General features: G+C 31.2%; 25 protein-coding genes, 1 riboswitch and 1 other annotated feature. Of the genes, 3 read left to right on the top strand and 22 right to left on the bottom strand.

Features of this window, described 5'->3' with window-relative positions; translation table 11 throughout:
• Positions 1-166 precede the first annotated feature (166 nt).
• From glmS to srtB, 9 genes are all read right to left on the bottom strand, one after another.
• Positions 167-1987, bottom strand: coding sequence for a glutamine--fructose-6-phosphate transaminase (isomerizing) (gene glmS / locus FYJ26_RS06745; protein WP_154540893.1), 1821 nt, complete (start codon positions 1985-1987; stop codon positions 167-169).
• A gap of 356 nt (positions 1988-2343) precedes the next feature.
• Positions 2344-3687, bottom strand: a complete 1344-nt coding sequence (locus tag FYJ26_RS06740) for an alanine/glycine:cation symporter family protein (RefSeq protein WP_154540891.1) — start codon at positions 3685-3687, stop codon at positions 2344-2346.
• A 10-nt stretch (positions 3688-3697) separates the two neighbouring features.
• Entirely contained in the window at positions 3698-4414 is a 717-nt protein-coding gene (locus tag FYJ26_RS06735) for a glycerophosphodiester phosphodiesterase (protein WP_154540889.1), read from the bottom strand.
• A 335-nt stretch (positions 4415-4749) separates the two neighbouring features.
• The gene (gene nifJ / locus FYJ26_RS06730; protein ID WP_154540887.1) at positions 4750-8280 is read right to left on the bottom strand and encodes a pyruvate:ferredoxin (flavodoxin) oxidoreductase; all 3531 of its coding nucleotides are present in this window, start codon (positions 8278-8280) and stop codon (positions 4750-4752) included.
• A 77-nt stretch (positions 8281-8357) separates the two neighbouring features.
• The gene (locus FYJ26_RS06725; RefSeq protein ID WP_154540885.1) at positions 8358-9566 is read right to left on the bottom strand and encodes a dicarboxylate/amino acid:cation symporter; all 1209 of its coding nucleotides are present in this window, start codon (positions 9564-9566) and stop codon (positions 8358-8360) included.
• 580 nt (positions 9567-10146) lie between these two features.
• Positions 10147-11760 (bottom strand): chaperonin GroEL, encoded by a 1614-nt coding sequence (groL, locus tag FYJ26_RS06720; RefSeq protein WP_154540883.1) that lies wholly within the window; start codon positions 11758-11760, stop codon positions 10147-10149.
• A gap of 10 nt (positions 11761-11770) precedes the next feature.
• Positions 11771-12052, bottom strand: a complete 282-nt coding sequence (locus tag FYJ26_RS06715) for a co-chaperone GroES (protein ID WP_154540881.1) — start codon at positions 12050-12052, stop codon at positions 11771-11773.
• 84 nt (positions 12053-12136) lie between these two features.
• Entirely contained in the window at positions 12137-13042 is a 906-nt protein-coding gene (locus tag FYJ26_RS06710) for a DNA-3-methyladenine glycosylase family protein (RefSeq protein ID WP_154540879.1), read from the bottom strand.
• 10 nt (positions 13043-13052) lie between these two features.
• Positions 13053-13817, bottom strand: a complete 765-nt coding sequence (gene srtB, locus FYJ26_RS06705; RefSeq protein ID WP_154540877.1) for a class B sortase — start codon at positions 13815-13817, stop codon at positions 13053-13055.
• 82 nt (positions 13818-13899) lie between these two features.
• On the opposite strand from srtB, the gene FYJ26_RS06700 reads away from it, so the two are divergent.
• Both FYJ26_RS06700 and FYJ26_RS06695 read left to right on the top strand, forming a co-directional pair.
• Positions 13900-14133 carry a glutaredoxin family protein gene (locus FYJ26_RS06700; RefSeq protein ID WP_154540875.1) on the top strand — a complete coding sequence of 78 codons (234 nt, stop codon included), beginning with the start codon at positions 13900-13902 and terminating at the stop codon, positions 14131-14133.
• A gap of 139 nt (positions 14134-14272) precedes the next feature.
• Positions 14273-15100: a Cof-type HAD-IIB family hydrolase gene (locus tag FYJ26_RS06695; protein ID WP_154540873.1), complete on the top strand. Its 828-nt coding sequence runs from the start codon at positions 14273-14275 to the stop codon at positions 15098-15100.
• 36 nt (positions 15101-15136) lie between these two features.
• On the opposite strand, the gene FYJ26_RS06690 is transcribed toward FYJ26_RS06695, so the two are convergent.
• The 13 genes from FYJ26_RS06690 to thiD form a co-directional block, all read right to left on the bottom strand.
• The gene (locus tag FYJ26_RS06690; protein ID WP_154540871.1) at positions 15137-15364 is read right to left on the bottom strand and encodes a hypothetical protein; all 228 of its coding nucleotides are present in this window, start codon (positions 15362-15364) and stop codon (positions 15137-15139) included.
• A gap of 10 nt (positions 15365-15374) precedes the next feature.
• Positions 15375-15548 (bottom strand): hypothetical protein, encoded by a 174-nt coding sequence (locus tag FYJ26_RS10810; protein ID WP_176270025.1) that lies wholly within the window; start codon positions 15546-15548, stop codon positions 15375-15377.
• 124 nt (positions 15549-15672) lie between these two features.
• Positions 15673-16371, bottom strand: coding sequence for an aldose epimerase family protein (locus tag FYJ26_RS06685; RefSeq protein ID WP_154540869.1), 699 nt, complete (start codon positions 16369-16371; stop codon positions 15673-15675).
• A gap of 176 nt (positions 16372-16547) precedes the next feature.
• Entirely contained in the window at positions 16548-17033 is a 486-nt protein-coding gene (locus tag FYJ26_RS06680) for a ferritin (RefSeq protein ID WP_154540867.1), read from the bottom strand.
• Entirely contained in the window at positions 17026-17328 is a 303-nt protein-coding gene (locus FYJ26_RS06675) for a UDP-N-acetylmuramoyl-tripeptide--D-alanyl-D-alanine ligase (protein WP_154540865.1), read from the bottom strand. The genes FYJ26_RS06680 and FYJ26_RS06675 overlap by 8 nt, the downstream gene beginning before the upstream one ends.
• Positions 17329-17380: 52 nt before the next feature.
• Positions 17381-18010 (bottom strand): epoxyqueuosine reductase QueH, encoded by a 630-nt coding sequence (locus FYJ26_RS06670; protein ID WP_154540863.1) that lies wholly within the window; start codon positions 18008-18010, stop codon positions 17381-17383.
• An 8-nt stretch (positions 18011-18018) separates the two neighbouring features.
• A complete protein-coding gene (locus tag FYJ26_RS06665) occupies positions 18019-18576 on the bottom strand; it encodes a chromate transporter (RefSeq protein WP_154540861.1) in 558 nt (185 codons plus the stop codon).
• Positions 18566-19129: a chromate transporter gene (locus tag FYJ26_RS06660; protein ID WP_154540859.1), complete on the bottom strand. Its 564-nt coding sequence runs from the start codon at positions 19127-19129 to the stop codon at positions 18566-18568. The genes FYJ26_RS06665 and FYJ26_RS06660 overlap by 11 nt, the downstream gene beginning before the upstream one ends.
• A gap of 124 nt (positions 19130-19253) precedes the next feature.
• Positions 19254-19646 (bottom strand): 30S ribosomal protein S9, encoded by a 393-nt coding sequence (rpsI, locus tag FYJ26_RS06655; RefSeq protein WP_154540857.1) that lies wholly within the window; start codon positions 19644-19646, stop codon positions 19254-19256.
• Positions 19647-19657: 11 nt separating this feature from the next.
• Entirely contained in the window at positions 19658-20098 is a 441-nt protein-coding gene (gene rplM / locus FYJ26_RS06650; RefSeq protein WP_154540855.1) for a 50S ribosomal protein L13, read from the bottom strand.
• 174 nt (positions 20099-20272) lie between these two features.
• Positions 20273-21016: a sirohydrochlorin cobaltochelatase gene (locus FYJ26_RS06645; protein ID WP_154540853.1), complete on the bottom strand. Its 744-nt coding sequence runs from the start codon at positions 21014-21016 to the stop codon at positions 20273-20275.
• Positions 21017-21033: 17 nt separating this feature from the next.
• Complete coding sequence (gene cytX, locus FYJ26_RS06640) at positions 21034-22206, bottom strand: putative hydroxymethylpyrimidine transporter CytX (protein WP_154540851.1); 1173 nt, start codon at positions 22204-22206, stop codon at positions 21034-21036.
• Positions 22203-23015, bottom strand: a complete 813-nt coding sequence (thiD, locus tag FYJ26_RS06635; RefSeq protein ID WP_154540849.1) for a bifunctional hydroxymethylpyrimidine kinase/phosphomethylpyrimidine kinase — start codon at positions 23013-23015, stop codon at positions 22203-22205. The genes cytX and thiD overlap by 4 nt, the downstream gene beginning before the upstream one ends.
• A 150-nt stretch (positions 23016-23165) precedes the next feature.
• Positions 23166-23268, bottom strand: a riboswitch (TPP riboswitch).
• A gap of 231 nt (positions 23269-23499) precedes the next feature.
• Positions 23500-23726, top strand: a binding site (T-box leader).
• A gap of 85 nt (positions 23727-23811) precedes the next feature.
• Between thiD and ilvB the strand changes: the two genes are divergently transcribed.
• Positions 23812-25473: a biosynthetic-type acetolactate synthase large subunit gene (gene ilvB / locus FYJ26_RS06630; protein WP_154540847.1), complete on the top strand. Its 1662-nt coding sequence runs from the start codon at positions 23812-23814 to the stop codon at positions 25471-25473.

Here is a 25473-nt window from a genome sequence, read left to right as displayed (position 1 = left end):
AGCAATATATAGTAGTATCATCTTTTAAAATTTCTCATTTATCCAAAGTCTTATAATCTTATATAAAATATAAATTTATACAAAAAAAGAAGTCCTAAAGGACTTCCCCATGGTTTTGGTAAAATAAATTCACTAATAATATACTGTATTTAAACATTTGTGCAAGTTATTCTACAGTAACTGATTTAGCTAAGTTTCTTGGCTTATCTACATCTATCCCCTTAGCATTTGATGTATAGTAGGCAAGTAATTGTTGTGGAATTACTGCAAGTACTGGATAAAGAGCATCAATTGTCTTAGGTAAGATGTAGGCATAATTTGATATTTCTTCAAGATGGTCATCTGGAGTACAGATTGCAAAAATATTTGCTCCTCTTGATATTACCTCTTTTACATTGGATATAGTTTTTTCTATAATATTTGATTGGGTTGCAACAGTTACAACTGGAGTACCTTCTTCTATTAAGGCTATAGTTCCATGTTTAAGCTCTCCTGCAGCAAAGGCTTCTGAATGGATATATGAAACTTCCTTTAGTTTAAGTGCACCCTCTATTACAGATGAATAGTCAAGACCTCGACCTAAATAAAACATTGATTCAAAGTCTTTAATTTCTTGAGCATATTTTTTAATATCTTCAATATTGTTTAGGATTTCTTTTACCTTTTCTGGTATAGCCTTAATCTCTTCTAAGATATTTTTATATTCATCTTCTGAGATTGTTCCTAGTTTTTTGGCAAAATCTAGAGCAAGCATATATAAAGATATAATTTGGGTTGTATAAGCCTTGGTTGATGCTACTGCAATTTCAGGACCTGCATAACAATATATTGTCTTATCAGCTTCCCTATCAAGAGATGATGCTACCACATTTGTTAAGACTAAAGTTTTTGCTCCCTTTTCTCTTGCAAGTCTTAGTGCCGCTAGAGTATCTGCTGTTTCACCTGATTGAGATGGAAGGATTATTAGAGAGTTTTTATCTATAAATGGATCGTTGTATCTAAACTCACTAGCTATATCAGTTATAACTGGAATTTTAGCAAACTTTTCAAAGGCATAAGCTCCAACTATTCCTGCATTGTAGGCAGTACCACAAGCTACCATATAGATTTTATTAAAACCTTCAATCTCCTCTTTAGTAAAGGCATTTTCCCCAAAATCAATATCTCCCTCATGCATCTTATATTTTATAGTATCAGCTATAGCTCTTGGTTGTTCATTGATTTCTTTAATCATGAAATGGTCATAGCCTTCTTTTGTTGCATCTTCAAATGAAAATGTAACCTTTGATATTTCTCTTTCAATTTCTTCATTATCTCTATTATAAATTGTGTACTTATCTCCATTAATATCTACAAGGTCGCCATTGTCAAGATAAATTACATCTTTAGTATATTTTATAATAGATGGAAGGTCGCTTGCTGCAAGGATTCCACTTTCTGTAAGACCTAAAACTAGTGGACTTTCTTCCCTTAACACTATAAGCCTATCATCTTCATTTTCTGAAATAATTCCTAAAGCATAGGAACCTCTTAAGTCAAGTCTCGCTTTTTTTACAGCTTCAAGTAGGTCTCCGTCATAGTATTTTTCTATCAAAACTGCGACTACTTCTGTATCTGTATCTGACTTAAACGTATATCCTTCCTTTTTAAGACCTTCTTTTAATTCATTGTAGTTTTCAATAATACCATTGTGGACTACTGCAATCTTACCATCATTTGATAAATGTGGGTGGGAGTTTATGTCTGAAGGACCACCATGAGTTGCCCATCTTATATGGCCAATTCCAAGATTTCCTTCAATAGGGTTTTTTTCAAGTTCATCTTTTAAAACCTTAACTTTACCACTTTTCTTAACAGTAGACAATTTACCGTCCTTAATTAGAGAAATTCCAGCTGAGTCGTATCCTCTATATTCTAGTCTTTCTAAACCTTCTACAATTACATTTCTAGCATTTAAATTTCCCTTATAACATACTATTCCGCACATAGTATCCTCCTTAAATATTTAATTTTAGAGGTCACTTTATTTCTTTTGTGATAGGAATTTCTTCCTACTTTTGTGAAATACTAAGCCTGTGAAAGCCATGGAGCACCCGCCGAATTTTCGATAGCTCCATTCCTCGTCATCCCTTAGGGATCTGGCGCTAATTTATTTTTTTACCTCGTGTTTAATTATACGATAAAATTGTGAATAAATAAAGTATTTGTAAAAGTCATAAATAAAACCTAAAGGTTTTTGTTAAACTTTACACAATTCTACATAAGTATATCGAAATTTTTATACTAAGAAAATTAGACAAAAATACAGAGTTAGTAAAATTAACCCTGTATATTTTCTAATATTTATTTTCCAAAAAAATCTTTAGTTTGGTTTCTTACCTCTTTTACCAAGATTAATAAAGCAATTATATTTGGAATTATAACAAGTCCCATTGCTATATCTTGAATTGTCCAAACCAAATTAATTTTTCCAAGACATCCTACGATACAAAGAAATGGATAAACATATTTTACTTTTGAAGTAAATTTTTCTCCATATGCATAGGTAAATGATTTTGCAGCATTAAACCATTGACCCATAAGTGTTGTAAAACAAAATATTAATAAGGCAAATATAGCTAAATATGATAATGGTTTAAATACAGTAGATATAGCTGTTATTGCCATGTTTGATGCTAATATACTTTCTCCATCTATAGGAATTTGGGAAACACCTATAGTTATAGCTGTAAGTGAACAAATAACTATGGTATCAATGAAAACTTCAGTAACACCAGTAATTCCTTCTTCAACAGGATGATCCACTATAGCTGTACCATGTGCAAATGGTGCAGTACCTTCACCTGCTTCATTTGAATACATACCACGTGCTATACCATATTGCATGGCTCTTGCAATAACCAGTCCACCTACTCCACCACTTGCAGCTTTAAAAGAAAAAGCTTGATTGAATATATTAAAAATAACAATTGGAACATTCTTTATATTTACAATAATCACAAGTAAGCAAAGAATTACATACAAAATTGACATAATAGGTACAAGACTTGTTGCAACTTTGGCTAATCTTTTCAATCCTCCTATAGCAATAATAAAAAGTAATATTGTTAATATAATTCCTGTCATTAAATTATTGAATTTAAAATTGTCATATAGGATTGTTGCTATTGTATTTGATTGAACTAAGTTCGCACCCATCATCTTTATAGTCATGAGAATTGCTATAATTATACCCAAAAATGGCGCTTTAAGCCCATCTCTTATGTAATACATAGGACCGGATAATATATTTTTATCTTTATCCTCTCCTCTATATAGTTGAGATAATACTATTTCACCATATTTTAAAGCCATACCAAAAAAAGCAGCCAACCACATCCAAAATATGGCTCCATAACCACCAGATACTATAGCTGTTGCAACACCAACTACATTTCCTCCACCTATGTTACCAGCCAAAGTAACCATCATAGCTTGAAAAGTTGATAAGGAGCCCTCTCTTTTTTCAATATTTCTTTCCTTAAAACTTTTTATTAATGTGCTTTTTATTATATATTTAAAGTGCCTTACTTGAACAAAATCAGTTGCTATGGTGTATAGAATACCTAATCCTAAAAGAACAAAAACTAACCAATTACCCCATAATACTTTATTTATTTTTTCTAATATCAGTTCTAAATTTTCCATAAAGTTCTCCTTATTTATTTGTTAAATTATAAATTTTTTCAGGATTATCTGTGATAATTCCATCTAGATCATAATCTAGGTACTTTAAGTAATCATATTTTTGCTTAGATGACATCCATGCATTTACCTTTATACCATTATCATGCATCATTTTCACCAAGTCTTTATTAATTGTATTAATTAGTGGGTGAAAATAAGATATTCCATTATCCTTTAGGTATTTTATAGGATTTGCAAGAACTGATTCTTCAAGAAATCCAAGTTTTAAAGTTTCATCAATTTCTTTCATTCTCATAATAGATTCATGATTAAATGATGAAATTATAACCCTATCTTTAAGATCATATTCTTTAATCATATTATAAATTTTTTCTTCAATGCCTTGATAAAAGATTAACCCATTTTTAATCTCAATATTTGTTATTAGATTGCTTGTCTTAATAAAGTCAAAATACTCCCTAAGAGTTGGAATTTCTTCTTTATATTCTTCATAATCAAAAGATGCATTTAATTTCTTTAATTCACTTAAAGTTTTATCTTTAACAAGGCTATCTTCACCACAAGTTCTTAATAAATTTTCATCATGGATTATTACTAGTTCACCATCTTTACTTAAGTGTACATCAAGCTCTATACCATCTGCTTTATATTCAAGAGCCTTCTTGTAAGCTAGCATAGTATTTTCTGGAAACTTTTCTTTGAAACCTCTATGTGCGTAATTTAACATTTTTACCCCCTATAATAAAATAAGCCCAGCAATAATTAACTGGACTATTATTTATATAATAGCATATTTAACATTGCTGTCAATATTTTTTTTATATTCTTAAATAATCATAAATTTACCTGTTAGACATAAAAAAGGGACCGTTACAGAATGAATTAATCATTTCAAAATCATTGCAAGCTCCTCCACGAAAATTTAGCATCCATGAGCCATTAGGATATTTTCAAATTGTCTATGAGTAACTTGTAATAATGAACATTAGAAATTCATATTTTGCAACAGTCCCTTTTATAAAACACTTAGTAATTCATATGATATTTTTAGGATTTATCAGCTTATTTATTTTCCATTTTTAGGTATGATTCGTACCTATCTTTTGCAGCTTCTTCTGCTTCTGCATAGAGTCTGTCAGCATCTTCTGGGAAGGCTTTCTTAAGGGAAGCATATCTTACTTCTCCTTGTAAGAATTCTTGGAATGATTCTGTAGGCTCCTTACTATCTAAAACAAAAGGATTCTTTCCTTCTTCTTTAAGCATTGGATTGAACCTCCATAAGTGCCAATAACCACTTGCTACAGCTTCTTTTTCTCTTCTTTGGGTCTTACCCATACCTGCCTTTATACCATGGTTTATACATGGTGCGTAGGCAATTATGATTGAAGGACCATGGTATGATTCTGCTTCTTTTATAGCCTTAAGAGTTTGGGCTTGATTTGCTCCCATTGCAACTTGTGCTACATATACATATCCATAGCTTGTCATCATAAGTCCTAGGTCTTTTTTCCTTACTTTCTTGCCACTTGCTGCAAATTTAGCTACAGCTGCAAGAGGTGTTGCTTTTGAGCTTTGCCCACCTGTATTTGAGTAAACTTCTGTATCAAATACAATTATATTTATATCTTCCCCACTAGCTAGTACATGGTCTACTCCTGAGAAACCTATATCATAAGCCCAACCATCTCCACCATAAATCCATATGGATTTTTTAACTAGGTAGTCTTTTAGTGATTTAATTCTTTCCAAAATCCCATTTGCTTCGTCATTATCAGTTTTATTTCCTAGAAGTGCTCCAATCTTTATAGCTGCTTTCTTGCTCTCTTCAAAATCATTGTTATTTTCAAGCCATTCGTTAAATACTTCGTTAAGAGCAGATGTTACTTTAAGTCCTATAAACTTCTTCATTAATGTTTCAAGTAAGAACTTGTTAGATTTTGTTGCTAGAAGCATACCGTAGCCATACTCTGCTGCATCTTCAAATAAGGATGATGCCCAAGCTGGGCCTTCACCCTTGCTATTTGTGCAATATGGCATTGATGGAACTGATGAGCCCCAGATTGATGAACATCCTGTTGCATTTGAGATGATTTGATGATCACCATATAGTTGAGTTATAAGTTTTGCATAAGGTGTTTCTCCACAACCTGCACAAGCTCCTGAAAATTCAAGAAGTGGTTGGCTAAATTGTGAATTCTTAACATTTGTTGGTGCTATTTCGTCATTCCTATATCCAACTTGACTATGGGCAAATTCCCAATTATCTGCTTCTTTTTCTATTTGTTCTTCTATTGACTTCATTTCTAAGGCTTTTTTAGGAGCTGGACATACATCAACGCAGTTTCCACATCCCATACAGTCATATGGTGATACTTGGATTCTAAATTCATATCCTTCTAGACCTTTTCCTATAGCTTTTTTAGTTTCAAATCCTTCTGGTGCCTTAGCTTTTTGTTCTTCATCTAATAAAAATGGTCTAATTGTTGCGTGTGGACAAATATAAGAGCATTGATTACATTGGATACAATTGTCTATATTCCATTCTGGAACGAATAAGGCTATACCTCGTTTTTCATATCTTGATGTTCCAGGCATGTATTGACCATCATCGTATGGAAGGTATGTTGAAACTGGAAGTTCATCTTCTTTTAAGTTTATGATTGGCCTAACCATATTTTTGATAAAATCAGGTTCATTTTCATTTACATTTTCTTCATCATCTTTTAGGTCTTTCCATTCTTCTTTTACTTTTATTTTTTGTAATTGTTCACTAGCACGATCTACTGCCTTATTGTTCATATCAACAATATCTTGACCCTTCATACCATAAGATTTTTCTATAGAATCTTTTAGATATTTTATTGCATCATCTATAGGGAGTACTTCTGATAAGATAAAGAAGGCTGTTTGAATAACCATATTTGTCCTATGTCCTAGTCCAACTTCTTGGGCAATCTTTGATGCGTTTACTGTATAGAATTTGATATTTTTCTCAGCTATATCCCTAAGCATTTTGTTTGGTATATGATCTTCAAGTTCATCTTCTGACCAAATTGTGTTAAGTAAGAAGATACCACCTTCTTTAAGATTTTCTACCAAGTCATATTGTCTAACATAGGCTTGAGGTGAGCATGATACAAAGTCTGCTTCATCTATAAAGTATGCTGCATGAATTGGGTTTGGTGAAAATCTTAAGTGACTCATTGTAAGCCCATTAGATTTCTTTGCATCATAATCAAAATAACCTTGAGCAAACATATCTGTATTATCTCCTATAATTTTTATAGCAGATTTGTTTGCACCAACTGTACCATCTCCACCATTACCCCAGAAGATACAACGTCTTGTTTGTCCATCTGAAATTACAAAGCTTTCGTCTGTTTCAAGTGATGTGTTTGTTACATCATCATAAATACCTATAGTAAAGTGATTTTTCATCTCACCTTGTAGGTTGTCAAACACTGATTTAAAGTGAGCAGGTCTTGTATCTTTTTGTCCAAGTCCATATCTACCAGCTATTATTTTTGGATTTCTACTAGAGTCTGAGAATGCTTCTAACACATCTAAGTATAGTGGTTCTCCAGCAGATCCTTTTTCCTTTGTCCTATCTAGTACTGCAATCCTTTCTACTGTTTCTGGAATTGCTTCAAGTAAGTGTTTTGTAGAGAAAGGTCTATAAAGGTGAACTTTTACAAGCCCTACTTTTCTTCCCTCTTTATTTAGCTCATCTACAGTTTGTTGGATAGTATCTGTACCAGAACCCATTGCAACAATTATATCAGTAGCATCTTCAGCTCCTACATAGTTAAATAAAGAATAATCTGTTCCGATTTTTTCATTTATCTTATTCATATATGAAATAACGATTTCTGGTAATCCAATATAAGCCTTATTTTGAGCTTCAGCTCTTTGGAAATATCCACTCTTTTCAAATACTCCACGCATAAATGGTCTATGTGGATTTAAGGAATCGTTTTTAAACTCATCAACAGCTTTCCAATTTACCATATCTTGAAATTGGTCATAATCCCATACATCTATCTTTTGAATTTCATGACTTGTTCTAAATCCATCAAAAAAGTTTACAAATGGAATTCTAGCCTCAATTGCTGAAAGATGCGCTACTGGCGAAAGATCCATTATTTCTTGAACTGAACCACTCGCTAAGAAAGCAAATCCTGTTGCTCTTGCTGCCATAACGTCTTGATGGTCACCATACATATTGATAGTCGATGTTGAGACTGAACGAGCCGCCACATGAAATACTGCAGGAAGTCTTTCTCCAGCAATCTTATACATATCAGGAATCATTAGTAAAAGTCCTTGACTTGCTGTGTATGTAGATGTTAATGCTCCCGCTGCAAGAGATCCATGTACCGCTCCTGCCGCTCCCGCTTCATGTTGCATTTCTGTTACTGAAACTGGGTTTCCAAATAAATTTAATCTGCCATTGGCTGCCCATTTATCAATAAACTCTGGCATTGGTGATGATGGTGTAATAGGATATATGGCAGATACTTCACTAAAAGCATAGGAAACATGAGCCGCCGCAGTGTTACCATCCATGGTAACTTTTCTTCTCTTTATAGTCATTAAATACTCCTTTTAATATTTTTTTGATAATTTTGATCTTAACGATTAAAAATAGAACTCAAAAAAGAGTTCTATTTTTATTGTTTTACTAATTCATCTATATATTCTGCATTTGCTGCAGGATCTAGTTTGAATCCAGAAATCTTGTTTACAATACATGCTATAGCTGCATCTCCTGTAATATTACAAGCTGTTCCAAATGAGTCTTGAGCTACGTATAAAGCTATAATAAGAGCTGTCATAGGTTCTGTAAATCCAAGCATTGATTGAAGAATACCTAATGCTGCCATTACTGCTCCACCTGGAACTCCTGGTGCTGCTACCATTGTCACTCCAAGCATTAAAATGAATGGAAATATGTGTTGGAATCCAACATCTGATCCGTTAAGCATAAGAATTGACATTGAACAAGATGTAAGTGTTATTGTTGATCCAGATAAGTGTATTGTCGCACAAAGTGGAATAACAAAATCTGCTATACCCTTATTTACACCAATCTTATATGTTTGGTTAAGTGTAACTGGTATTGTTGCTGCTGATGATTGTGTACCTATAGCTGTCATATATGCTGGGATCATAGTCTTAATTTTACTAAATGGACTTCCACCACTTGCTGTACTAGCTATTGAAAATTGTGCAGTAATTGTTAACCAGTGAAGGATTATTACCATTATGAATACTTTTGAAAATACAGATAATACTGTTACCACTGTTCCTTGATAAGCCATATTTGCAAAAATACCACAAATATGAACTGGTAATAATGGAATTACTATTGATGATATAAGCTTTGTGATTATATCAGAAAATTCGTGTACTGCTTTTTTAAGAACATCAGCCTTAGCTGCTGCTATACCAACACCTAAAATGAATGAAATAATTAGAGCTGTTGTTACAGAAAATATTGGATCCATTGGTGATTGGAAAAATGGTTCTAGTACCCTTCCTGCATTATCTTCTGGATTAAATGAAATAGCTCCAACCTTGATAAAGTTAGGTAGTATAATTCTTCCTACAAAATATGTAATAGTACCAAACACAATTGTTGATAAGTATGCAATTCCTGCTGTAATTGCTAGTGTCTTTCCTGCTGAATCTCCTAAGTCTGCTATTCCTGGGATTACAAAACCCATAATAATTAATGGAATAACAAAGTTAAGGAAGTTGCCAAATAGACCATTAAAAGTAATTAATATTCTTACTAGGACTGCTGGTCCTACTAAACCTATTATAATACCTAAGATAATTGCAATAATAAGCCTTGGCAATAAACCTAATTTTTTCATTTTTTTCCTCCAAAATGAATTATTAATCTTAAGATCACCTAAATATTATCAAATTTACGTTTTCATGTCAACTTTTTAAGGCTAATTCCAAAGTCTTGTCAATTTTTATACATATTTGCTAAATATAATTTTTAATTCTAGTAATTTAAAAGAATTTAAATCTATTTTTAGTAATATTTTTCATAGAATCTTATGCTTTTTTATAAATTTCTTATTAAATTTTTAAAAATAGTTAGGTTTTCCTATAAGCCATGATAAATTATACTGTTAATTTTAACAATAATATCTTTATAATTTCACTCATTTTTTTAATTGTTTTCCTAAAATATATAATTTTTAACTTATAATCCTTGTCTTATAGTCTTTTTTACAAAATCTTCTATTTAGATATTTATTATTTTATCAAATCTATCTAAACTATCCTTAGTTATTTTGTGAGAGATAATTATAATAGTAGAGTTTAAAGAAAGAATCCTATCAAATACAAGTTTAGCATTTTTATCATCTAAACTTGCTACTGGCTCGTTTTTATTTTAAATATAAAAAAAGCCACAATATCTTGCAGCTTTTTTATAATTTTTTAATATCCCATTGGCATTTGTGGTGCTTCTGGTTTTTCTTTTGGTATATCTCCTATGGCTGCTTCTGTTGTAAGAATCATGCTTGCAATGCTTGTTGCATTTTCAAGGGCTGACCTTGTTACTTTTGTAGGTTCCACAATTCCCTTATCAAACATATTCACATATTCATCATCATAGGCATCATAACCTTCATTTTGTCCAGCTTTTTTAACGTTTTCTAGAACTACTGATCCGTCCATACCAGCATTTTCTACTATTTGTCTAAGTGGTGCTTCAAGAGCCTTGGCAATTATTTTTGCTCCTGTCTTTTCATCATTTTCAAGTGTTTCTTCTATTTCTTCTACCTTTTTGATAGCTTCTATTAGAACTGTACCGCCACCTGCAACAATTCCTTCTTCTACTGCTGCTCTTGTTGCTGATAGAGCATCTTCAATTCTATATTTTTTATCTTGCATTTCTGTTTCTGTTGCAGCTCCAACATTTATAACTGCAACACCACCTGCAAGTTTAGCTACTCTTTCTTGGTATTTTTCTTTATCATATTCAGAATCAGATGCTTCGATTTGACCTTTGATTTTTTCAACTCTTTCAGCTAATTTGGTTTTGTCACCTTTGCCTTCAACTATTACAGTCTTATCTTTATCAACTTTAACCTTTTTAGCAGAACCCAAGTCTTCTATTGTAGCTTCTTTTAACTCCATTGATAAGTCTTCTGAAATTACCTTGCTTCCTGTAAGGATTGCTATATCTTCAAGCATTTCTTTTCTTCTATCACCATAGCCTGGAGCCTTTACTGCAACTACATTAAATGTTCCTCTAAGTTTGTTTAAAACAAGTGTTGTAAGAGCTTCTCCATCAACATCTTCTGCAATTATTAATAGTGGTTTTGATGATTGAACTATTTGTTCAAGTAAAGGTAGGATTTCTTGAATATTTGAAATCTTTTTATCAGTTACTAAAATATATGGGTCATCTAAGTTTGCTACCATTTTTTCATTGTCTGTAGCCATATATGGTGATAAATATCCCTTATCAAATTGCATACCTTCAACTACATCAAGATAGGTATCAGTTGTTTTTGATTCTTCAACTGTTATTACTCCATCATTTCCTACTTTTTCCATAGCATCTGCTATAAATTTACCAATTTCAGGATCTGCTGATGAGATTGTTCCAACTTGTTCAATTGCTTTTTTATCTTCTACTTCTTTTGAAGATTCTTTTATATATTTTACAACTGCTTCACTTGCTTTTTTAAGACCTTTGTTCAATACTACTGGGTTTGCTCCTGCAGCTAAGTTTTTTAGTCCTTCTTTGATGATAGCTTGAGCTAAAACTGTAGCTGTTGTTGTTCCATCTCCTGCTACATCATTGGTTTTTGTTGCAACTTCTTTTACAAGTTGAGCTCCCATATTTTCAAATCTATCCTCAAGTTCAATTTCTTGAGCTATGGTTACACCGTCATTTGTAATAGTTGGTGCTCCATATGATTTGTCAAGTACTACATTCCTTCCCTTTGGTCCAAGTGTAACTTTTACAGCATTTGCTAATTTATCAATTCCTCTTTCAAGACCATCTCTTGCACTCTTACCATATTCTATATTTTTTGCCATTATAAAACTCCTATTCTACTACTGCTAATACGTCTTTGTATGCAATAACTACATAATTGTCTTTTTCGATTTTTACATCTGTACCTGCATATTGTGAACAAATAACCTTATCGCCTACTTTTAATGAATCTTTTTTATCATCATCGTTTAAAATATCATTACTTACAGCCACAACTTCGGCATATTGTGGTTTTTCTTGAGCTGATTCAGGCAAAACTATTCCTGATTCAGTTTTCTTTTCTGCTTCTAATTTTTTTATAACTATTCTTTCACCGATTGGTTTTAATTTCATTTTTCATCCTCCTTTTAGCACTCATTATCTTTGACTGCTAACTCTCAATATTAAGTATACGAGTAATAAAAAAAATTTCAAGTTTTATTTTCCTATAGCATTTTCTCTTCCATAATAGAATAGATATTGTTGGACATAACCTGCATTTTCTCCAAAATACTTATCAGCATATTCTGAAATTTGTTTTTTAGGAACTTCTTTTTTTATAAACAACGCCTCCATTACTCTTTTTATCCAAACGTCAACTGGAAATGTTTCTCTTTTATGAAAGGCAAAAAGCAAAATACAATCAGCTACTTTAGGACCAATGCCTGGAAGCTCTTGTAGTTTCTTTCTTAAATCTGGAGTTTTCATTTTTATATCTTCTTCAAAGTCAAAATATCCGTCATTTATTATATTTGCAGCCTCAACTATTCTTTTATCACGAAAACCAACTCTTGCAAATTCTCTTAAATCTTCTGACTTTGCCTTTGAAAGAGAAGCAGCAGTTGGGAAAGAATAATAATCTCTTCCCCTATATTCTCCAATATAGTCTCCATACATCTTGGAGATTATCCTAACAGACTTTTTAATCCTTGGTATTTGATTATTAGCTGAAATTATAAAAGAGATAAGTGTTTCAAAAAATTCTTGATTTAATATCCTTATTCCAGCTCCATATTCTGTAGCTTTTTTCAAAGTTTCATCTATTGAAATATAGTTTTTTATCTTTTCATAGTTTGTGTTAAGGTCAAAGTAATCATAGAAAATGTCATAAAATTCATCTAAACTAATATTATCTATAATCACCTTATCACCATCACTTTTGAGGTTGATAATTTTGCTCAAAAAAACCGCAGTAAATGAACCATCATCTTCTTCATAAAAGTTAAAACACTGCCCACATGTGAAGATATCCTTTGGGTCAAAGGATTCGTGAATTAGAATCAATTGACCCTTATCTTCTCTAATATTTAATTTCTTTTTACTATCTGTTTTAAATCTTGACATTAATACTTCCTTATCTAATTCTCAGTGCATGAACCGCAAGCCTTTGGTCTGCATAATCATATTGGCAAGTTGATAGGGTTATTATTTTATCATCTTCCCTAAAGTCTGGGCTTTCAAGATTTACTTCGGACTTATCCTTAAGTTTTTTAAAATAATTTAGCTTATATTCACCATCTCCAAAGGCTAAGCTTCTGTAGTCATAATCTGCTGGAGTTCCATATACTGAGAATATCTCATACTCTCTTAAACCCTTATCAGTTGTTATATAAATTGTTCTATTGTTTTGAGCATATTCTTGCTCCCTAAAATCCTTTAAGGCTGTAAACATAGAAGGTATATCTTCTAAAAAGTGACCATATATCACAGTATTGTCATCATTAAACTCTCTATCATTCTGATAGTCCATAAAAAGTGAACCTGCTATGTCATACTCTTTATTAATACCCTTTCTTAGATAAAATTCATTATCATTTGACTTCATAACAGGATAAGCTATATAAGTTCCTGGTATTTCAATAAATCCTGTCACATCGGAATTTTCTTCTTGAAGCTTTTTTAGTATAGCCAAGGACTTTTCTTCCTTTTGCTCAAAAGTTTCTTTGTCTTTTCCCTTTTTCTTATAATCTTTCTCTACACTTTCTACTATATCTGAAATATGTTCGTTATTCTTGTGGTTTGTATAGTAATCATAGCCTCTTTTTCCAAGAATTATTAAGCATACTATAATTATAATTACAAGAATAAATCTAAATACCTTTAGTAATTTATCTTTCATCTCTCCACCTTTATTTTTCTTCTCATATTAGTATAATAATATAAATTGAAGAATTTATGAAATTTAGTTAGGAGATAAATAAATGTCAAATTATAAATTATTTGTCGGATCAATGTGTCCACATTGTAGAAAAGTAGAAAACTTCATGGATGAAGAAGGTATAAATATAGATATAGTTAATATAAATGAAGATAGGTATGCTATGATGGAACTTATTAAAAATGGAGGAAAAAGACAGGTACCATGTCTATATCATGATGGAGAATATATGTATGAATCCAATGATATTATAGAATTTTTGAAAAGTTCAAAATAATAAAATCTAAGGGGACTTGTTTATCTTACATGTCTCCCTTTTTTATTTACCAAAAATTCACCTATACTTAATATAAAATATATTAGATTTTGTAATTATAAAAGAACTGTTTTGGGTATCAAGCAATAAAGGAGTTTATATGATTAAATTAATTGCAACGGATTGTGATGAAACACTCCTATCTTCAGATAGGACAATCCACGAAAGAAATAAAAAAGCCATAAAAAAAGCTCAGGATATGGGAATAAAGGTTATAATTGCAACAGGTAGAGGTCCATACCAACTTTTTAATATATTAGAAGAAATCGACATTGAGAAAGAAGATAGGTATTCTGTTTTATGCAACGGTGGACTTATTATGGATAATATGAGTAAAAAAATAGTCGATTCATCTCCTATAAAATATGATAAGGCTATGGAAATATCTGACTACTGTAAAAATCTTGGCATACATTTTGAAATATATACTGACAAACATTGTATTATAAGTCCGAATGGAAATAAGATTTTTGGAAACTATGATGGAGATATTTATAAATTTGTAGAAGATCCTAAAAAAGAGGATTTCATAAAAGATGAGATAATTATAAAAGTGCTCTTAAAAAACCATAACTTAAACTATCTTATGAGTCTTGAAGAAGATATAGCAAGGATTTGCGATTGGGACGTTTCTATCTCTTATTCATCAGATATATATATGGAAATAAATAGGAAAAATGTAAATAAGGCAAATGCTATTAAAAAGATTTGTAAGCACTATGGTATAAGTATGAATGAAGTCTTAAGTATTGGTGATAATTACAATGATAAAGAAATGTTAGAAGAGGCTGGATATTCTGCTGCTGTTCAAAATGCTCATCTTCTTCTTAAGGATGTATCAAAATATACAACCAAGGCAAACAATAATGAGGGAGCTGTAGGTGAGGCTATAGAAAAATTCGTATTTGATAAAAAACAACAAAAATAGAAGCCCACTTAGCCAAGGCTTCTTTTTTGTTTGCAATCAATTCAAAGAATCTTTTTTAAAGAAATATTTGTAAATACCATATATTAATATAACTGGAATTGCTATACTTAGTCCTAAAAGCATTAATGGAACTAAGATAAAACCTCCACAGAATATAATAGGAAAAGCTAGACCAAAAAAAAGTGATAAGATAAAACCCGCTAATTTAAGACCTATAATAATAACTATTATTCCTAGTATAATTTTAAAAACTTTATTATCCATCATAAACCACCTAATAAAAAATATCTTCTTTCTTTATAATTATCTTGTATAAAACATAAATTACTAGTAGGGGTATTATAACAGACACTATAACATTTATTGCAAATCCCAATAACTTAAGGGCTATAACAGCTATAAGGGCTAAAAATAAAACCCCTAGCACATTTTTTGCTTTATTATTCATAATAACCTCCTAATCTTAAGATTATTATACTTTGTTTTTAAAAAAAATCAAAGTTTGTCTTGATATTTTTAAATATTTTCATATATTTTTTTAATATATGAATTTCATTTTAAATTTTCTTTATTTAATCCAATATCTTTATGTTTATTTCATCGTTGAATTCATCCCCTGGATTTAGGTATAAGGGATTGTTAATCTCTTTACTAAAAGCTGGTCCATTTAAACTTGGCTCGAGGCAAATATAATCACCATGAAAGTCAGTCCAAATAGCAAACGTATTCATCTTATTAGCCTCAATCCTTATTTTACTAAATTTCGCCTTAAATATAAGATAATCTCTTTTTATAAAAAAAGTATCTTCAAGCTTTACATCTTTTAAAGAAAGATTTTCAACGGTAAAATCATCACCTATACAAAAGTAAGGATGAAATCCTGGTGCTATTGGAAGTCTTTTCTCCGACTTATTTCTTATCTTAAAACTAGTCTTAAAATTCTTATCTGAAATCTCATATTCTATAAAAGTCAAAAGATTTTCAAATTTTTTCTTTCCATTAAGTTTAAACAGGACCCTTTTTTCATCTTTTTCTAGGACTTCCCAAAAAGAAATCCTACCATAACCATGTTGGTCTAAATCTTCAATATCACTTTTTCCAAAATTAGGCAGGCACGGATGCATACCTCCCCTTGTTTTAAGTTCATCTTTAATCTTTATTAAAAGTTTTGGAAAAAATACCGGATTTTTTTTGAAACTAAATTCTTCTACATATGCTCCATAAGAGTTTATAATAAGATTTAGTTTATCATTATTTAATATAATCTTCATATCTGAGTACTAAAAAAGGGGCTATTGCAGAATGAATTAATCGCTCCAAAATCATTACAAACTTCTCCAGACAATTTAACCTCCACAAGCGGAGTACCACCCTCAAATTGTCTATGAGAACTTATAATGATAGAACGTTAGAAATCCATAATTTTACAACAGCTCCTTATATTTGCTTATCCTCTTTTAGCAAGTTGACCATCAAGAATGTAAAGACCACCGTAATTTCCATTGATTCTTTCAAGTCTTGTAACAAGTTTTCCAAAATTATCTTCTTCTTCAACTTGTTCATCAACGAACCACTTTATAAATGAAATTACTCTTTCATCTCCTTCTTCTCTTGCAGCTTTTGCAATTTCGTGGATTCTTCTTGTAACTTCTTTTTCATGATCAAGGGCTACTTTTGCAACATCTAATAAATCTTCAAATTTATTTTCTGGTTGTTCAAGTGCTTTATAAAGTGGTTTATAACCTACTTCTAAAAGAAATCCCTCAATTTTTAAAGCATGTTCCAATTCTTCTTTAACTTGTTTGCCAAACCAATAAGCAAATCCATCAAATTCTATGTCATAAGCAAAGATTTGCATAGCCTTATATTCGTATGCTGATTGTAATTCAAAATTCATTTGTTCATTAAGCATATCTAGTAATTTTTCACTCATTACATTCTCCTTCCAAATAATCATCATATAAGATATATACCCCATATATCATGAAATTATTCTCTATTAATTCTTTTGTGACTTTGGTAATATTTGAAGAGATTATATCTATAGTAAAACTTGAATTTTTAATATAAATCCTATTAGATTTAACAAGATTTTTTTCTTTTAGGTAATTAAAAAAGCCAACAAGCTTACATCTATCACTTGTATCTGTAGTAAATGTTACAGGTATAATATTATTACTATTAAATTGTCCCTTATCTAATTTTTTAATCAATAGCATATCGCCCATATTATCTCTCCTTTTATAAAATTACCCAAAGAAAGATAATTGTAACATTTTTTTATTTATTTTTCTTTTTCTCTTCCATTTCTTTAAAAGAAAAAATACATCCACAATAATCTTGCCTGTATAAATTGTATTTTTTAGAAAAGTCTATTGAGTCCTTATAGCCATTTTTCTTTTTAAAATCAGAATAAAGATAATTTATCCCGTATTCTCTTTCTAGAGTCTCCCCTATCTCATTTAACCAGTCACTTCTTTTGTAAGGAGATATAGAAAGGGTAGTAGTAAAATAGTCATAAGAGTTTTTTTTGGCATATTCCGCAGCAGACCTAAGCCTTAATTCATAGCATTTATAACAAGATTTACCACCTTCATGGTCATCCTTACGACTATCTACATAAGAATAAAAATCTTTTGGATTATTTTCTGGAAAAATCACCTTACTATTTAGGCCAATTTCATCTAGCAAAATTCTTACAGTATCAACCCTCTTATTAAGCTCACTTATAGGATATATGTTTGGATTGTAATAATATATATCTATATCAAAATCATTTCTTAAGCGACTTAATACACTTGAAGAACAAGGTGCGCAACAAACTTGGAGTAAAAGCTTGGGTCTATTCCCATCTTTTCTTATTTTTTTAATTATTTCTTCCATTTTTATATTATAATTTATTTTGTTCATAAAGTATTCTACCCCACTAATAAACTTATAAAAAGATATAAAAATCCTGATAAAAGCATTAAAAATATAGGATCTAGCTTTGTCTTTCTTATAATAATTAGAATAAAAACAAATAATAAAAGCATAATAAAATCCAAATTTTCCAATCTTATGCGATTTATATCAAAAAGTGCAGTCTTTAGTATATCAATACCAGCAGCAAAAATCATAGATACAACAGCAGGCCTTAAAAATCCTAGTACATTTTGCATAGTATCAAGATTTTTATATTTCGTATAAAAATAAGAAATAGTTCCTACTATGATAAAAGAAGGCGTAACACATCCTAAAGTTGCAGCAATAGCTCCAGAAAGCCCAAAAACCCTAGTACCTACAAATGATGCCGAGTTTATGGCAATAGGCCCTGGTGTCATCTGACTTATAGTTATAAGATTATTAAATTCACTAATTTTAAGCCAACCATTAGCATTTACAACTTCTTCTTGGATTAAGGGAAGAGCAGCATATCCTCCACCAAAAGAGAAAAGTCCTACCTTAAAAAAACTTATGAATAACTTAAGAAGCATGGTTTCTCCTTTCTATAAAAGAATACAAAAGCCCTGTTATTATAAGTGTAAGTATTATATAGATTATATTTACATTTAAAAATACATTTAATGCAAAAGAGCTTAAGGCTATAACATAGATTAAAAATGATTTTCCAACAATTACCTCTTTTATCATATCTATTACCACACTCATAATAAGAGCGGCAACTCCTGCTTGCATACCTTTTAATACTAAGGCTATATATTTATTTGATATAAAAGCCTCATAGAAAAATGAGATAAGAGATATAATTACAAGAGGAGGAATGACAGTTCCAAGTGTTGAAATTACCGCTCCTAAAATCCCAAAAAGCTTATAACCCACACTAATTGATGCATTAATAGCAACAGCTCCAGGTGATGACTGGGCGATTGCCGTCATATCAAGCATCTCTTCTTTATTAATCCAACCAAGCTTATTTACAAAGGTATTTTCCATCAAAGATAAGATTACATATCCTCCACCAAAAGTAAAAGCCGAAAGTTTGAGGGTATTTATAAAAAGTTTAAATAGTTTGTGTGTTTTTGACATAGCAAAATCCTTTCATATTTACATTTTACTATATTTTTATTAAATAGTTATTTTAAAATTTTCCCACCTATTTTTATACATTAAAAAAACAAGGAATAAAAATCCCTTGTTTGTAATATACTTCTTATCTCTTTGAAAATTGTGAAGATTTTCTTGCTTTCTTTTGACCGTATTTGTATCTTTCTTTCTTTCTTGAGTCTCTTGTAAGAAAACCTGCTCTTTTGAGAGCTTTTCTATATTCAGGATTTACTTCAAGTAGGGCTCTTGCTATAGCGTGTCTTATAGCTCCTGCTTGTCCATTAAATCCACCACCTTTTACATTAACTTTGATATCATAGTTTGATTCATTTTCTGTTAATTTAAGAGGTGCTTTTGCTATAACTTTTAATGTGTCATATGCAAAATAATCATCTAAATCTCTACCATTTACTAAAAGACTTCCACTACCTGGTTTCATTGTAACTCTTGCTACTGAAGTTTTTCTTCTACCTGTAGCTTGATATATAATATCTGCCATCTAAATCCCCCTTACTTTAAATCCAATACTTCTGGGTTTTGAGCTTGGTGTGTATGTTCACTACCTACAAAAACCCTAAGTTTTTTGGCCATTTGTCTACCTAATTTGTTATGTGGAAGCATACCCAACACAGCATGTTCTACAATCCTTTCTGGATGTTTGTCCATCATATCAAGGTATTTTGTAGTCTTAAGTCCACCTGCATAGCCAGAATATCTCTTATATTCTTTTTGGTATTGTTTGTTTCCAGTAAGAATGACTTTTTCAGCATTTACAACTATCACATAATCACCTGTGTCAGTATTTGGAGTAAATGTTGGTTTGTGTTTTCCTCTAATTATAGATGCAACTTGTGTTGCAAGTCTACCTAGTACCATATCTGTAGCATCAACTACATACCATTTTGGTTCGATTGTTGACTTTGTAGGTACATATGTCTTTTGATTTTTCATCAAGTTCCTCCTTAAATATTTTGCCTATCTACTTTGATACCGCTCGGATAGGTGGCGGTTTTACTCGTCCTGGCATTTATAAATCGCCTCCAGGATATGCGATTATGTCAAAAGTTAAGTGAAACTTTTTCATACCCACTTATGATACACTAAATTCCCAGCTTTGTCAATGATTTAAGAAAGTTTTTCTACAATTATATTAAGTATTTCATCATACTCTATGAGTCCCTTTTTAATTATTTCTACAGAGATTGCATTTTCTTTTAGAATACTTTTATAGGAAGCTTTGTCTTCACTTTCTATATCTCTATAAACATGGTTTCCAGCAAGGATTAAGAAAGGTATTATCCTTATCTTTTTTATATCCTTTTTCTTAAACTCACTTATTAAATAATCCTTATTATTGTCTTCAAAAGTTGAAAAATAGAGCTTATCAGACTGATTATCAATCTTTTTTTTGAAGTTTTCAAATTGATTCAAATCTTTTTTTGGACTTCCATGAGCTATTATTAAGCTTTCCTTGTTCTCACTAATTTCTTCAATTAATTTTAAGATTTTTTTATCACAGAAGTCTTCTTCAAGCAGGGCCTTAGTGAAGGTAAAGGTGAAAAATTCATCTTTATTTAGGCTGTGGGCAAGCTTTATTAGCTTTTCATACTCTATACCCCTTACCACATAAAGCATCAAAAACTTAACTTCTCTAATATTTTTTTCCCTTAAATTTTTTAAGATATCTTCTAACTCTATTTTTAAGTCTTTATCTTTTATCTTTTTTCTTATACTATTTCCCGCAAGATAAGCCCCTATATAGCTTTTTGGATAAGTTTTCTTTATTTTCCTACTAACCCTTTCGATAAGCTCATATTGAAGATTTAATCTTGATGTTCCATGATTAACTATAATCGTTGCAAAATCCATAAAATATCTCTTTTCTTTTACTTGATTTTACTCCTCTTTGTTATTTTTTCAACGATTAGTGTAAGAGCTATAGTTATAAGAATACTTAAGAAAGTTGCTCCTATTATAACATCAGTATTTAAAAGTATCCTATAGATTATAAATCCTATTATCCAAATTATAATATTTTTAAGATAAAAGTCCTCACCTGTCCTATCGATTTTTATTATAAAAAAGTCCGCAATTAAAATTGCAATCATAGGTGCAAAAACTGAGCCTATAAAATATAGAAAATCAGTAATATCATCCATTGGAAAGATAATTGCTCCAATAGTTCCTATAATTGTAACAAGAATACCACATTTTTTAATATCTATATTTTTATTTAAGGAGTTTGCAGAAACTCCTGCTGAGTAGGCATCAAGGAAGGTTGTAGTTACTGTTGATAGGACAATTATTAAAAGTCCCAAAACTCCCATACCTGATTTTAACATAATCTCTCCAATATCATTTGTTCCTGCAAAAAGTGATGCAGAAAGTCCTATAGTATACATAAAAAATGAAACTATACCATAGGCGAGGACTGAGGCTAATGATGATTTTTTATAATTGTCATAGTCTTTGGAGTAGTCTGCTATAAGTGGAATCCATGATAGAGGCATAGCTATAGAAAGCTCGACCCCATTTCCAAATGATAGTTCATTTCCACTTATACCAAGACTTGCGCCTCTATTTTTAAAGATTACAAAGGCAAGTACAAGACTTAGAACAAATAAAAGTGTCATAGATATCTTATTTACAGGTCCAAGATTTTTAATACCTATGAATATCCAAAAGATAATTAAAAACCCTATTACTAAAGACCATATCCAATTTCCTATATTAAAAATATTTCCAGCTGCTATAGCTCCATCATAGATCATAATTCCAGTCCATGCTACAAGCTGGATTATATTTATTATTGCAAATATAGCAAAACCCTTACTTCCAAAAGAGTATTTCACACTCTCCATAGCAGACATATTTAATCTTGCTCCAATTATTGCAGCCAGATAAAGCAAAAAACAGCCAAAAATGTGGCCAATAATAATAGCCGCCATAGCTTTAGTAAAGCCTAAGGAAGAAAAATATGTTCCCGTGATAATTTCAGCAATTGATACTGCCGCCCCAAACCATATTAGGCTATCTTCTAAAACTCCTTGTTTTTTCATCTATTTTCTCCCAGCTTTTTATACTTGTCTTTTATATCAAAAGCATGGTTCATAGGACCAGACCCTTTTCCCAGATTGAGACCATCTTTTAAGGCAGCTGATAAAAAGTCCTTAGCCATTTTTATAGCTTCCTCCATAGAAAAACCCTTTGAAAGATTTGCTGCAATTGCAGATGATAGGGTACAACCTGTTCCGTGGGTATTGGGATTGTCTATTCTTTCTCCCTTAAACCAAACACCTTTTCCCTCACTATATAAATAATCATTGGCATCATTTAGCTTATGCCCTCCCTTAATAAGAGTTTTACATGAAAACTTTTCAGAGATAATTTTTGCCGCCTCCTCCATATCATCTATAGACTTAATTTCTATACCTGATAAAATCTCGGCTTCTGGAATATTGGGTGTAAGCAAATCTGCCAATGGTAAGAGCTTTTGCATCAATGTTTCAATTGAATCATCTAATAAAAGCTTTGAACCACTAGTTGCAACCATTACAGGATCCACAACTATGTTTTTGGTCTTTCTTTCTTTTAGGCAATCTGCTATAACCTCAATCAAAGCCTTGCTTGATACCATGCCTATCTTTACGCTATCTGGATATATATCATCGAAGATTGCATCAAGTTGGGCTTTTAAAAATTCAGGACTTGATTCTAATATATCATATACTCCTGTTGTGTTTTGAGCAGTCAAGGCTGTTATGGCACTTTCTGCATACACTCCATTTAATGTCATTGTCTTAATATCCGCTTGGATACCAGCGCCTGCCGACGAGTCACTACCCGCTATAGTTAATGCTATTTTCATTAAAAACTTCCTTTCTTAGCACTTTTCTTAAGCGATATAAAGTGGTCTGCCCGATATACCGCTATCGTTACAAATACTCAAAGGAAGTTACAAACTCAGAATAAAAAAGGTAAATAAAAAAGGAAATAGCAAAAGGCCATTTCCTTATAAATTCAATAAATGAAATATTCCCTACGCCAGCATTACCTGGATCAGGTAAGGTCGAAGATTTATCTTCCTCTCAGATCTTTTTAGAACTCCCTTTGTCACTTTTATAATAAATTAAAATGAAGTTCTTGTCAATTTTGAAAGTTTATAGTCTTTTAGAAAAAAACTTGTCTTTCTTATTATAAGATTGCTATAATAGATTAAAATTACATTCTTTATATAAAACATTATTATGTCAATGTTTCCAAGTATAAACTTACCCAATTATAAAAAAATATACAAAAAAACTTGACATTTTTAAACATAGATATTATTATATGTATTAACATTTGAATTTAAAAATTATCAGAAAAAACGAGTAGGATTATAAAGATTTAAAGAGAGTAAGCGGCTGGTGTGAGCTTATAGTTGATATAATTTGAATATCCTTTTTCTTATGCAAGTCTGAAAATAAGTAAGATTTGTCGCTATGGTTGGCGTTATCTAAACCCGGCATTGTTAGATGCTTGAGAGCTTATTTTTGTATAAGAAAAAAGGTGGTACCGCGATAATTTCGTCCTTTGTCAATAAGACAAAGGACTTTTTTTATTGAAAATTTTATAAATGTTAAAGAATAATGAGAATTAAGTAATTAAAAAGAGGTGATTAAATGAAGGTGAAGGGTGCTGAAATAATTGTAAAAACACTTATAGACGAAGGAGTTGATATTATCTTCGGCTATCCTGGTGGGGCTGTAATTCAAATCTTTGATGCACTTTACGACTATGAAGATAAACTCAGGCTTATAAGGACAAGTCATGAACAAGGTGCAGTCCATGCAGCCGATGGATATGCAAGATCTAGCGGAAAAACTGGAGTAGTTATTGCGACATCTGGGCCTGGTGCAACCAATATTGTGACAGGTCTTGCGACTGCCTTTATGGATTCCATTCCCTTAGTTTGTATAACAGGCAACGCAAATAGAAAACTTATTGGAAAAGACTCTTTTCAAGAAATTGACATAATGGGTATAACTATGCCCATTACCAAGCACAATTTCGTAGTAAGGGATATAAGAGATCTTCAAAATACTCTAAAAAGAGCTTTTTTAATAGCCCAATCTGGAAGAAAGGGACCAGTTCTTGTTGATATACCTAGTGATATTACAGGAGATTTTATTGAATATGTAAAAAAAGATATCTTTAGAAAAGAGAGAAATTTTGAAGTTTCAGATAATGATATAAAAAAAATCGCATTCTACATTAATAATGCAAAAAGACCAATTATATATTCAGGAGGAGGAGTCACTTCGTCAGAAAGCTTTAAAGAGTTAAGACAGTTAATCCATAAGTCTCAAATTCCAGCTTGTAATACTATCATGGGTATAGGAGTTTTAGGATATGAAGATGAACTAAATCTTGGAATGGTTGGTATGCATGGAAAATATTCCACAAATAACGCTATAGACGAATGTGACCTTTTGATAGCTTGTGGAGTAAGATTTTCTGACAGAGTCGCTCTAAATACAAAGAAGTTTGCCAAAGATGCTAAAATTATTCATATTGATATAGATAAGTCAGAAATTGATAAGAATATCTTTGTTGATTTTGGTCTAGTAGGAGATGTAAAAGAAATTTTAAATAAACTTTTACCTTGTGTAGAAAAAAGAGAAAGAAAGGATTGGATTTCAAGGATAAATGATTTGAGAAAAAAAGACTTTAAAGCAGAAGATTCAAAAGAATTATTAAAACCACATCAAGTTATAAAACACATATCTAACACTTTGGGTGATGACTTAATCTTTGTTACAGATGTTGGTCAGCATCAAATGTGGACAGCCCAATATTGTGGAAGAACAAAGCCTAGATCATTTTTAACGAGTGGAGGACTTGGAACTATGGGATTTGGTTATGGAGCCGCCATGGGAGCAAAACTAGCCAATCCTAACAGACCTGTAGTTTTAATTACAGGTGATGGATCCTTTAATATGAACTTTAATGAAGTTTTAACGGCAGTCAATGAAAATATAAAGGTCATAACTGTAGTCATGAATAACAATACCCTAGGAATGGTAAGGCAATGGCAACACCTTCTTTATAAGGATAGGTTCTCAAAAACCAATATTGAAAGTAAACTTAACTATGTGATTCTTGCCCAAGCCATGGGTGCAAAAGGATTTAGTGCTTGTACTATAAAGGAATTTAAGGATTGCTTTGATAAGGCCATAAAAATAGATGGCCCATCTATCATAGAGGTAAAGATTGACACAAATGAATTAGTCCTTCCTATGATACCAGCTGGCGGATCAGTTGATGATGTAATAATGGAGTAA

It is taken from the genome of Anaerococcus porci (assembly GCF_009696575.1).
Lineage (GTDB): Bacteria > Bacillota > Clostridia > Tissierellales > Peptoniphilaceae > Anaerococcus > Anaerococcus porci.
This window is presented reverse-complemented; position numbering and strand designations above follow the sequence as displayed.

Bases quoted from the DNA above. Each gene is read 5' to 3' on its own strand.
- glmS (WP_154540893.1), bottom strand. From the start codon at position 1,987: ATGTGCGGAATAGTATGTTATAAGGGAAATTTAAATGCTAGAAATGTA.
- FYJ26_RS06740 (WP_154540891.1), bottom strand. From the start codon at position 3,687: ATGGAAAATTTAGAACTGATATTAGAAAAAATAAATAAAGTATTATGG.
- FYJ26_RS06735 (WP_154540889.1), bottom strand. From the start codon at position 4,414: ATGTTAAATTACGCACATAGAGGTTTCAAAGAAAAGTTTCCAGAAAAT.
- nifJ (WP_154540887.1), bottom strand. From the start codon at position 8,280: ATGACTATAAAGAGAAGAAAAGTTACCATGGATGGTAACACTGCGGCG.
- FYJ26_RS06725 (WP_154540885.1), bottom strand. From the start codon at position 9,566: ATGAAAAAATTAGGTTTATTGCCAAGGCTTATTATTGCAATTATCTTA.
- groL (WP_154540883.1), bottom strand. From the start codon at position 11,760: ATGGCAAAAAATATAGAATATGGTAAGAGTGCAAGAGATGGTCTTGAA.
- FYJ26_RS06715 (WP_154540881.1), bottom strand. From the start codon at position 12,052: ATGAAATTAAAACCAATCGGTGAAAGAATAGTTATAAAAAAATTAGAA.
- FYJ26_RS06710 (WP_154540879.1), bottom strand. From the start codon at position 13,042: ATGTCAAGATTTAAAACAGATAGTAAAAAGAAATTAAATATTAGAGAA.
- srtB (WP_154540877.1), bottom strand. From the start codon at position 13,817: ATGAAAGATAAATTACTAAAGGTATTTAGATTTATTCTTGTAATTATA.
- FYJ26_RS06700 (WP_154540875.1), top strand. From the start codon at position 13,900: ATGTCAAATTATAAATTATTTGTCGGATCAATGTGTCCACATTGTAGA.
- FYJ26_RS06695 (WP_154540873.1), top strand. From the start codon at position 14,273: ATGATTAAATTAATTGCAACGGATTGTGATGAAACACTCCTATCTTCA.
- FYJ26_RS06690 (WP_154540871.1), bottom strand. From the start codon at position 15,364: ATGGATAATAAAGTTTTTAAAATTATACTAGGAATAATAGTTATTATT.
- FYJ26_RS10810 (WP_176270025.1), bottom strand. From the start codon at position 15,548: ATGAATAATAAAGCAAAAAATGTGCTAGGGGTTTTATTTTTAGCCCTT.
- FYJ26_RS06685 (WP_154540869.1), bottom strand. From the start codon at position 16,371: ATGAAGATTATATTAAATAATGATAAACTAAATCTTATTATAAACTCT.
- FYJ26_RS06680 (WP_154540867.1), bottom strand. From the start codon at position 17,033: ATGAGTGAAAAATTACTAGATATGCTTAATGAACAAATGAATTTTGAA.
- FYJ26_RS06675 (WP_154540865.1), bottom strand. From the start codon at position 17,328: ATGGGCGATATGCTATTGATTAAAAAATTAGATAAGGGACAATTTAAT.
- FYJ26_RS06670 (WP_154540863.1), bottom strand. From the start codon at position 18,010: ATGAACAAAATAAATTATAATATAAAAATGGAAGAAATAATTAAAAAA.
- FYJ26_RS06665 (WP_154540861.1), bottom strand. From the start codon at position 18,576: ATGCTTCTTAAGTTATTCATAAGTTTTTTTAAGGTAGGACTTTTCTCT.
- FYJ26_RS06660 (WP_154540859.1), bottom strand. From the start codon at position 19,129: ATGTCAAAAACACACAAACTATTTAAACTTTTTATAAATACCCTCAAA.
- rpsI (WP_154540857.1), bottom strand. From the start codon at position 19,646: ATGGCAGATATTATATATCAAGCTACAGGTAGAAGAAAAACTTCAGTA.
- rplM (WP_154540855.1), bottom strand. From the start codon at position 20,098: ATGAAAAATCAAAAGACATATGTACCTACAAAGTCAACAATCGAACCA.
- FYJ26_RS06645 (WP_154540853.1), bottom strand. From the start codon at position 21,016: ATGGATTTTGCAACGATTATAGTTAATCATGGAACATCAAGATTAAAT.
- cytX (WP_154540851.1), bottom strand. From the start codon at position 22,206: ATGAAAAAACAAGGAGTTTTAGAAGATAGCCTAATATGGTTTGGGGCG.
- thiD (WP_154540849.1), bottom strand. From the start codon at position 23,015: ATGAAAATAGCATTAACTATAGCGGGTAGTGACTCGTCGGCAGGCGCT.
- ilvB (WP_154540847.1), top strand. From the start codon at position 23,812: ATGAAGGTGAAGGGTGCTGAAATAATTGTAAAAACACTTATAGACGAA.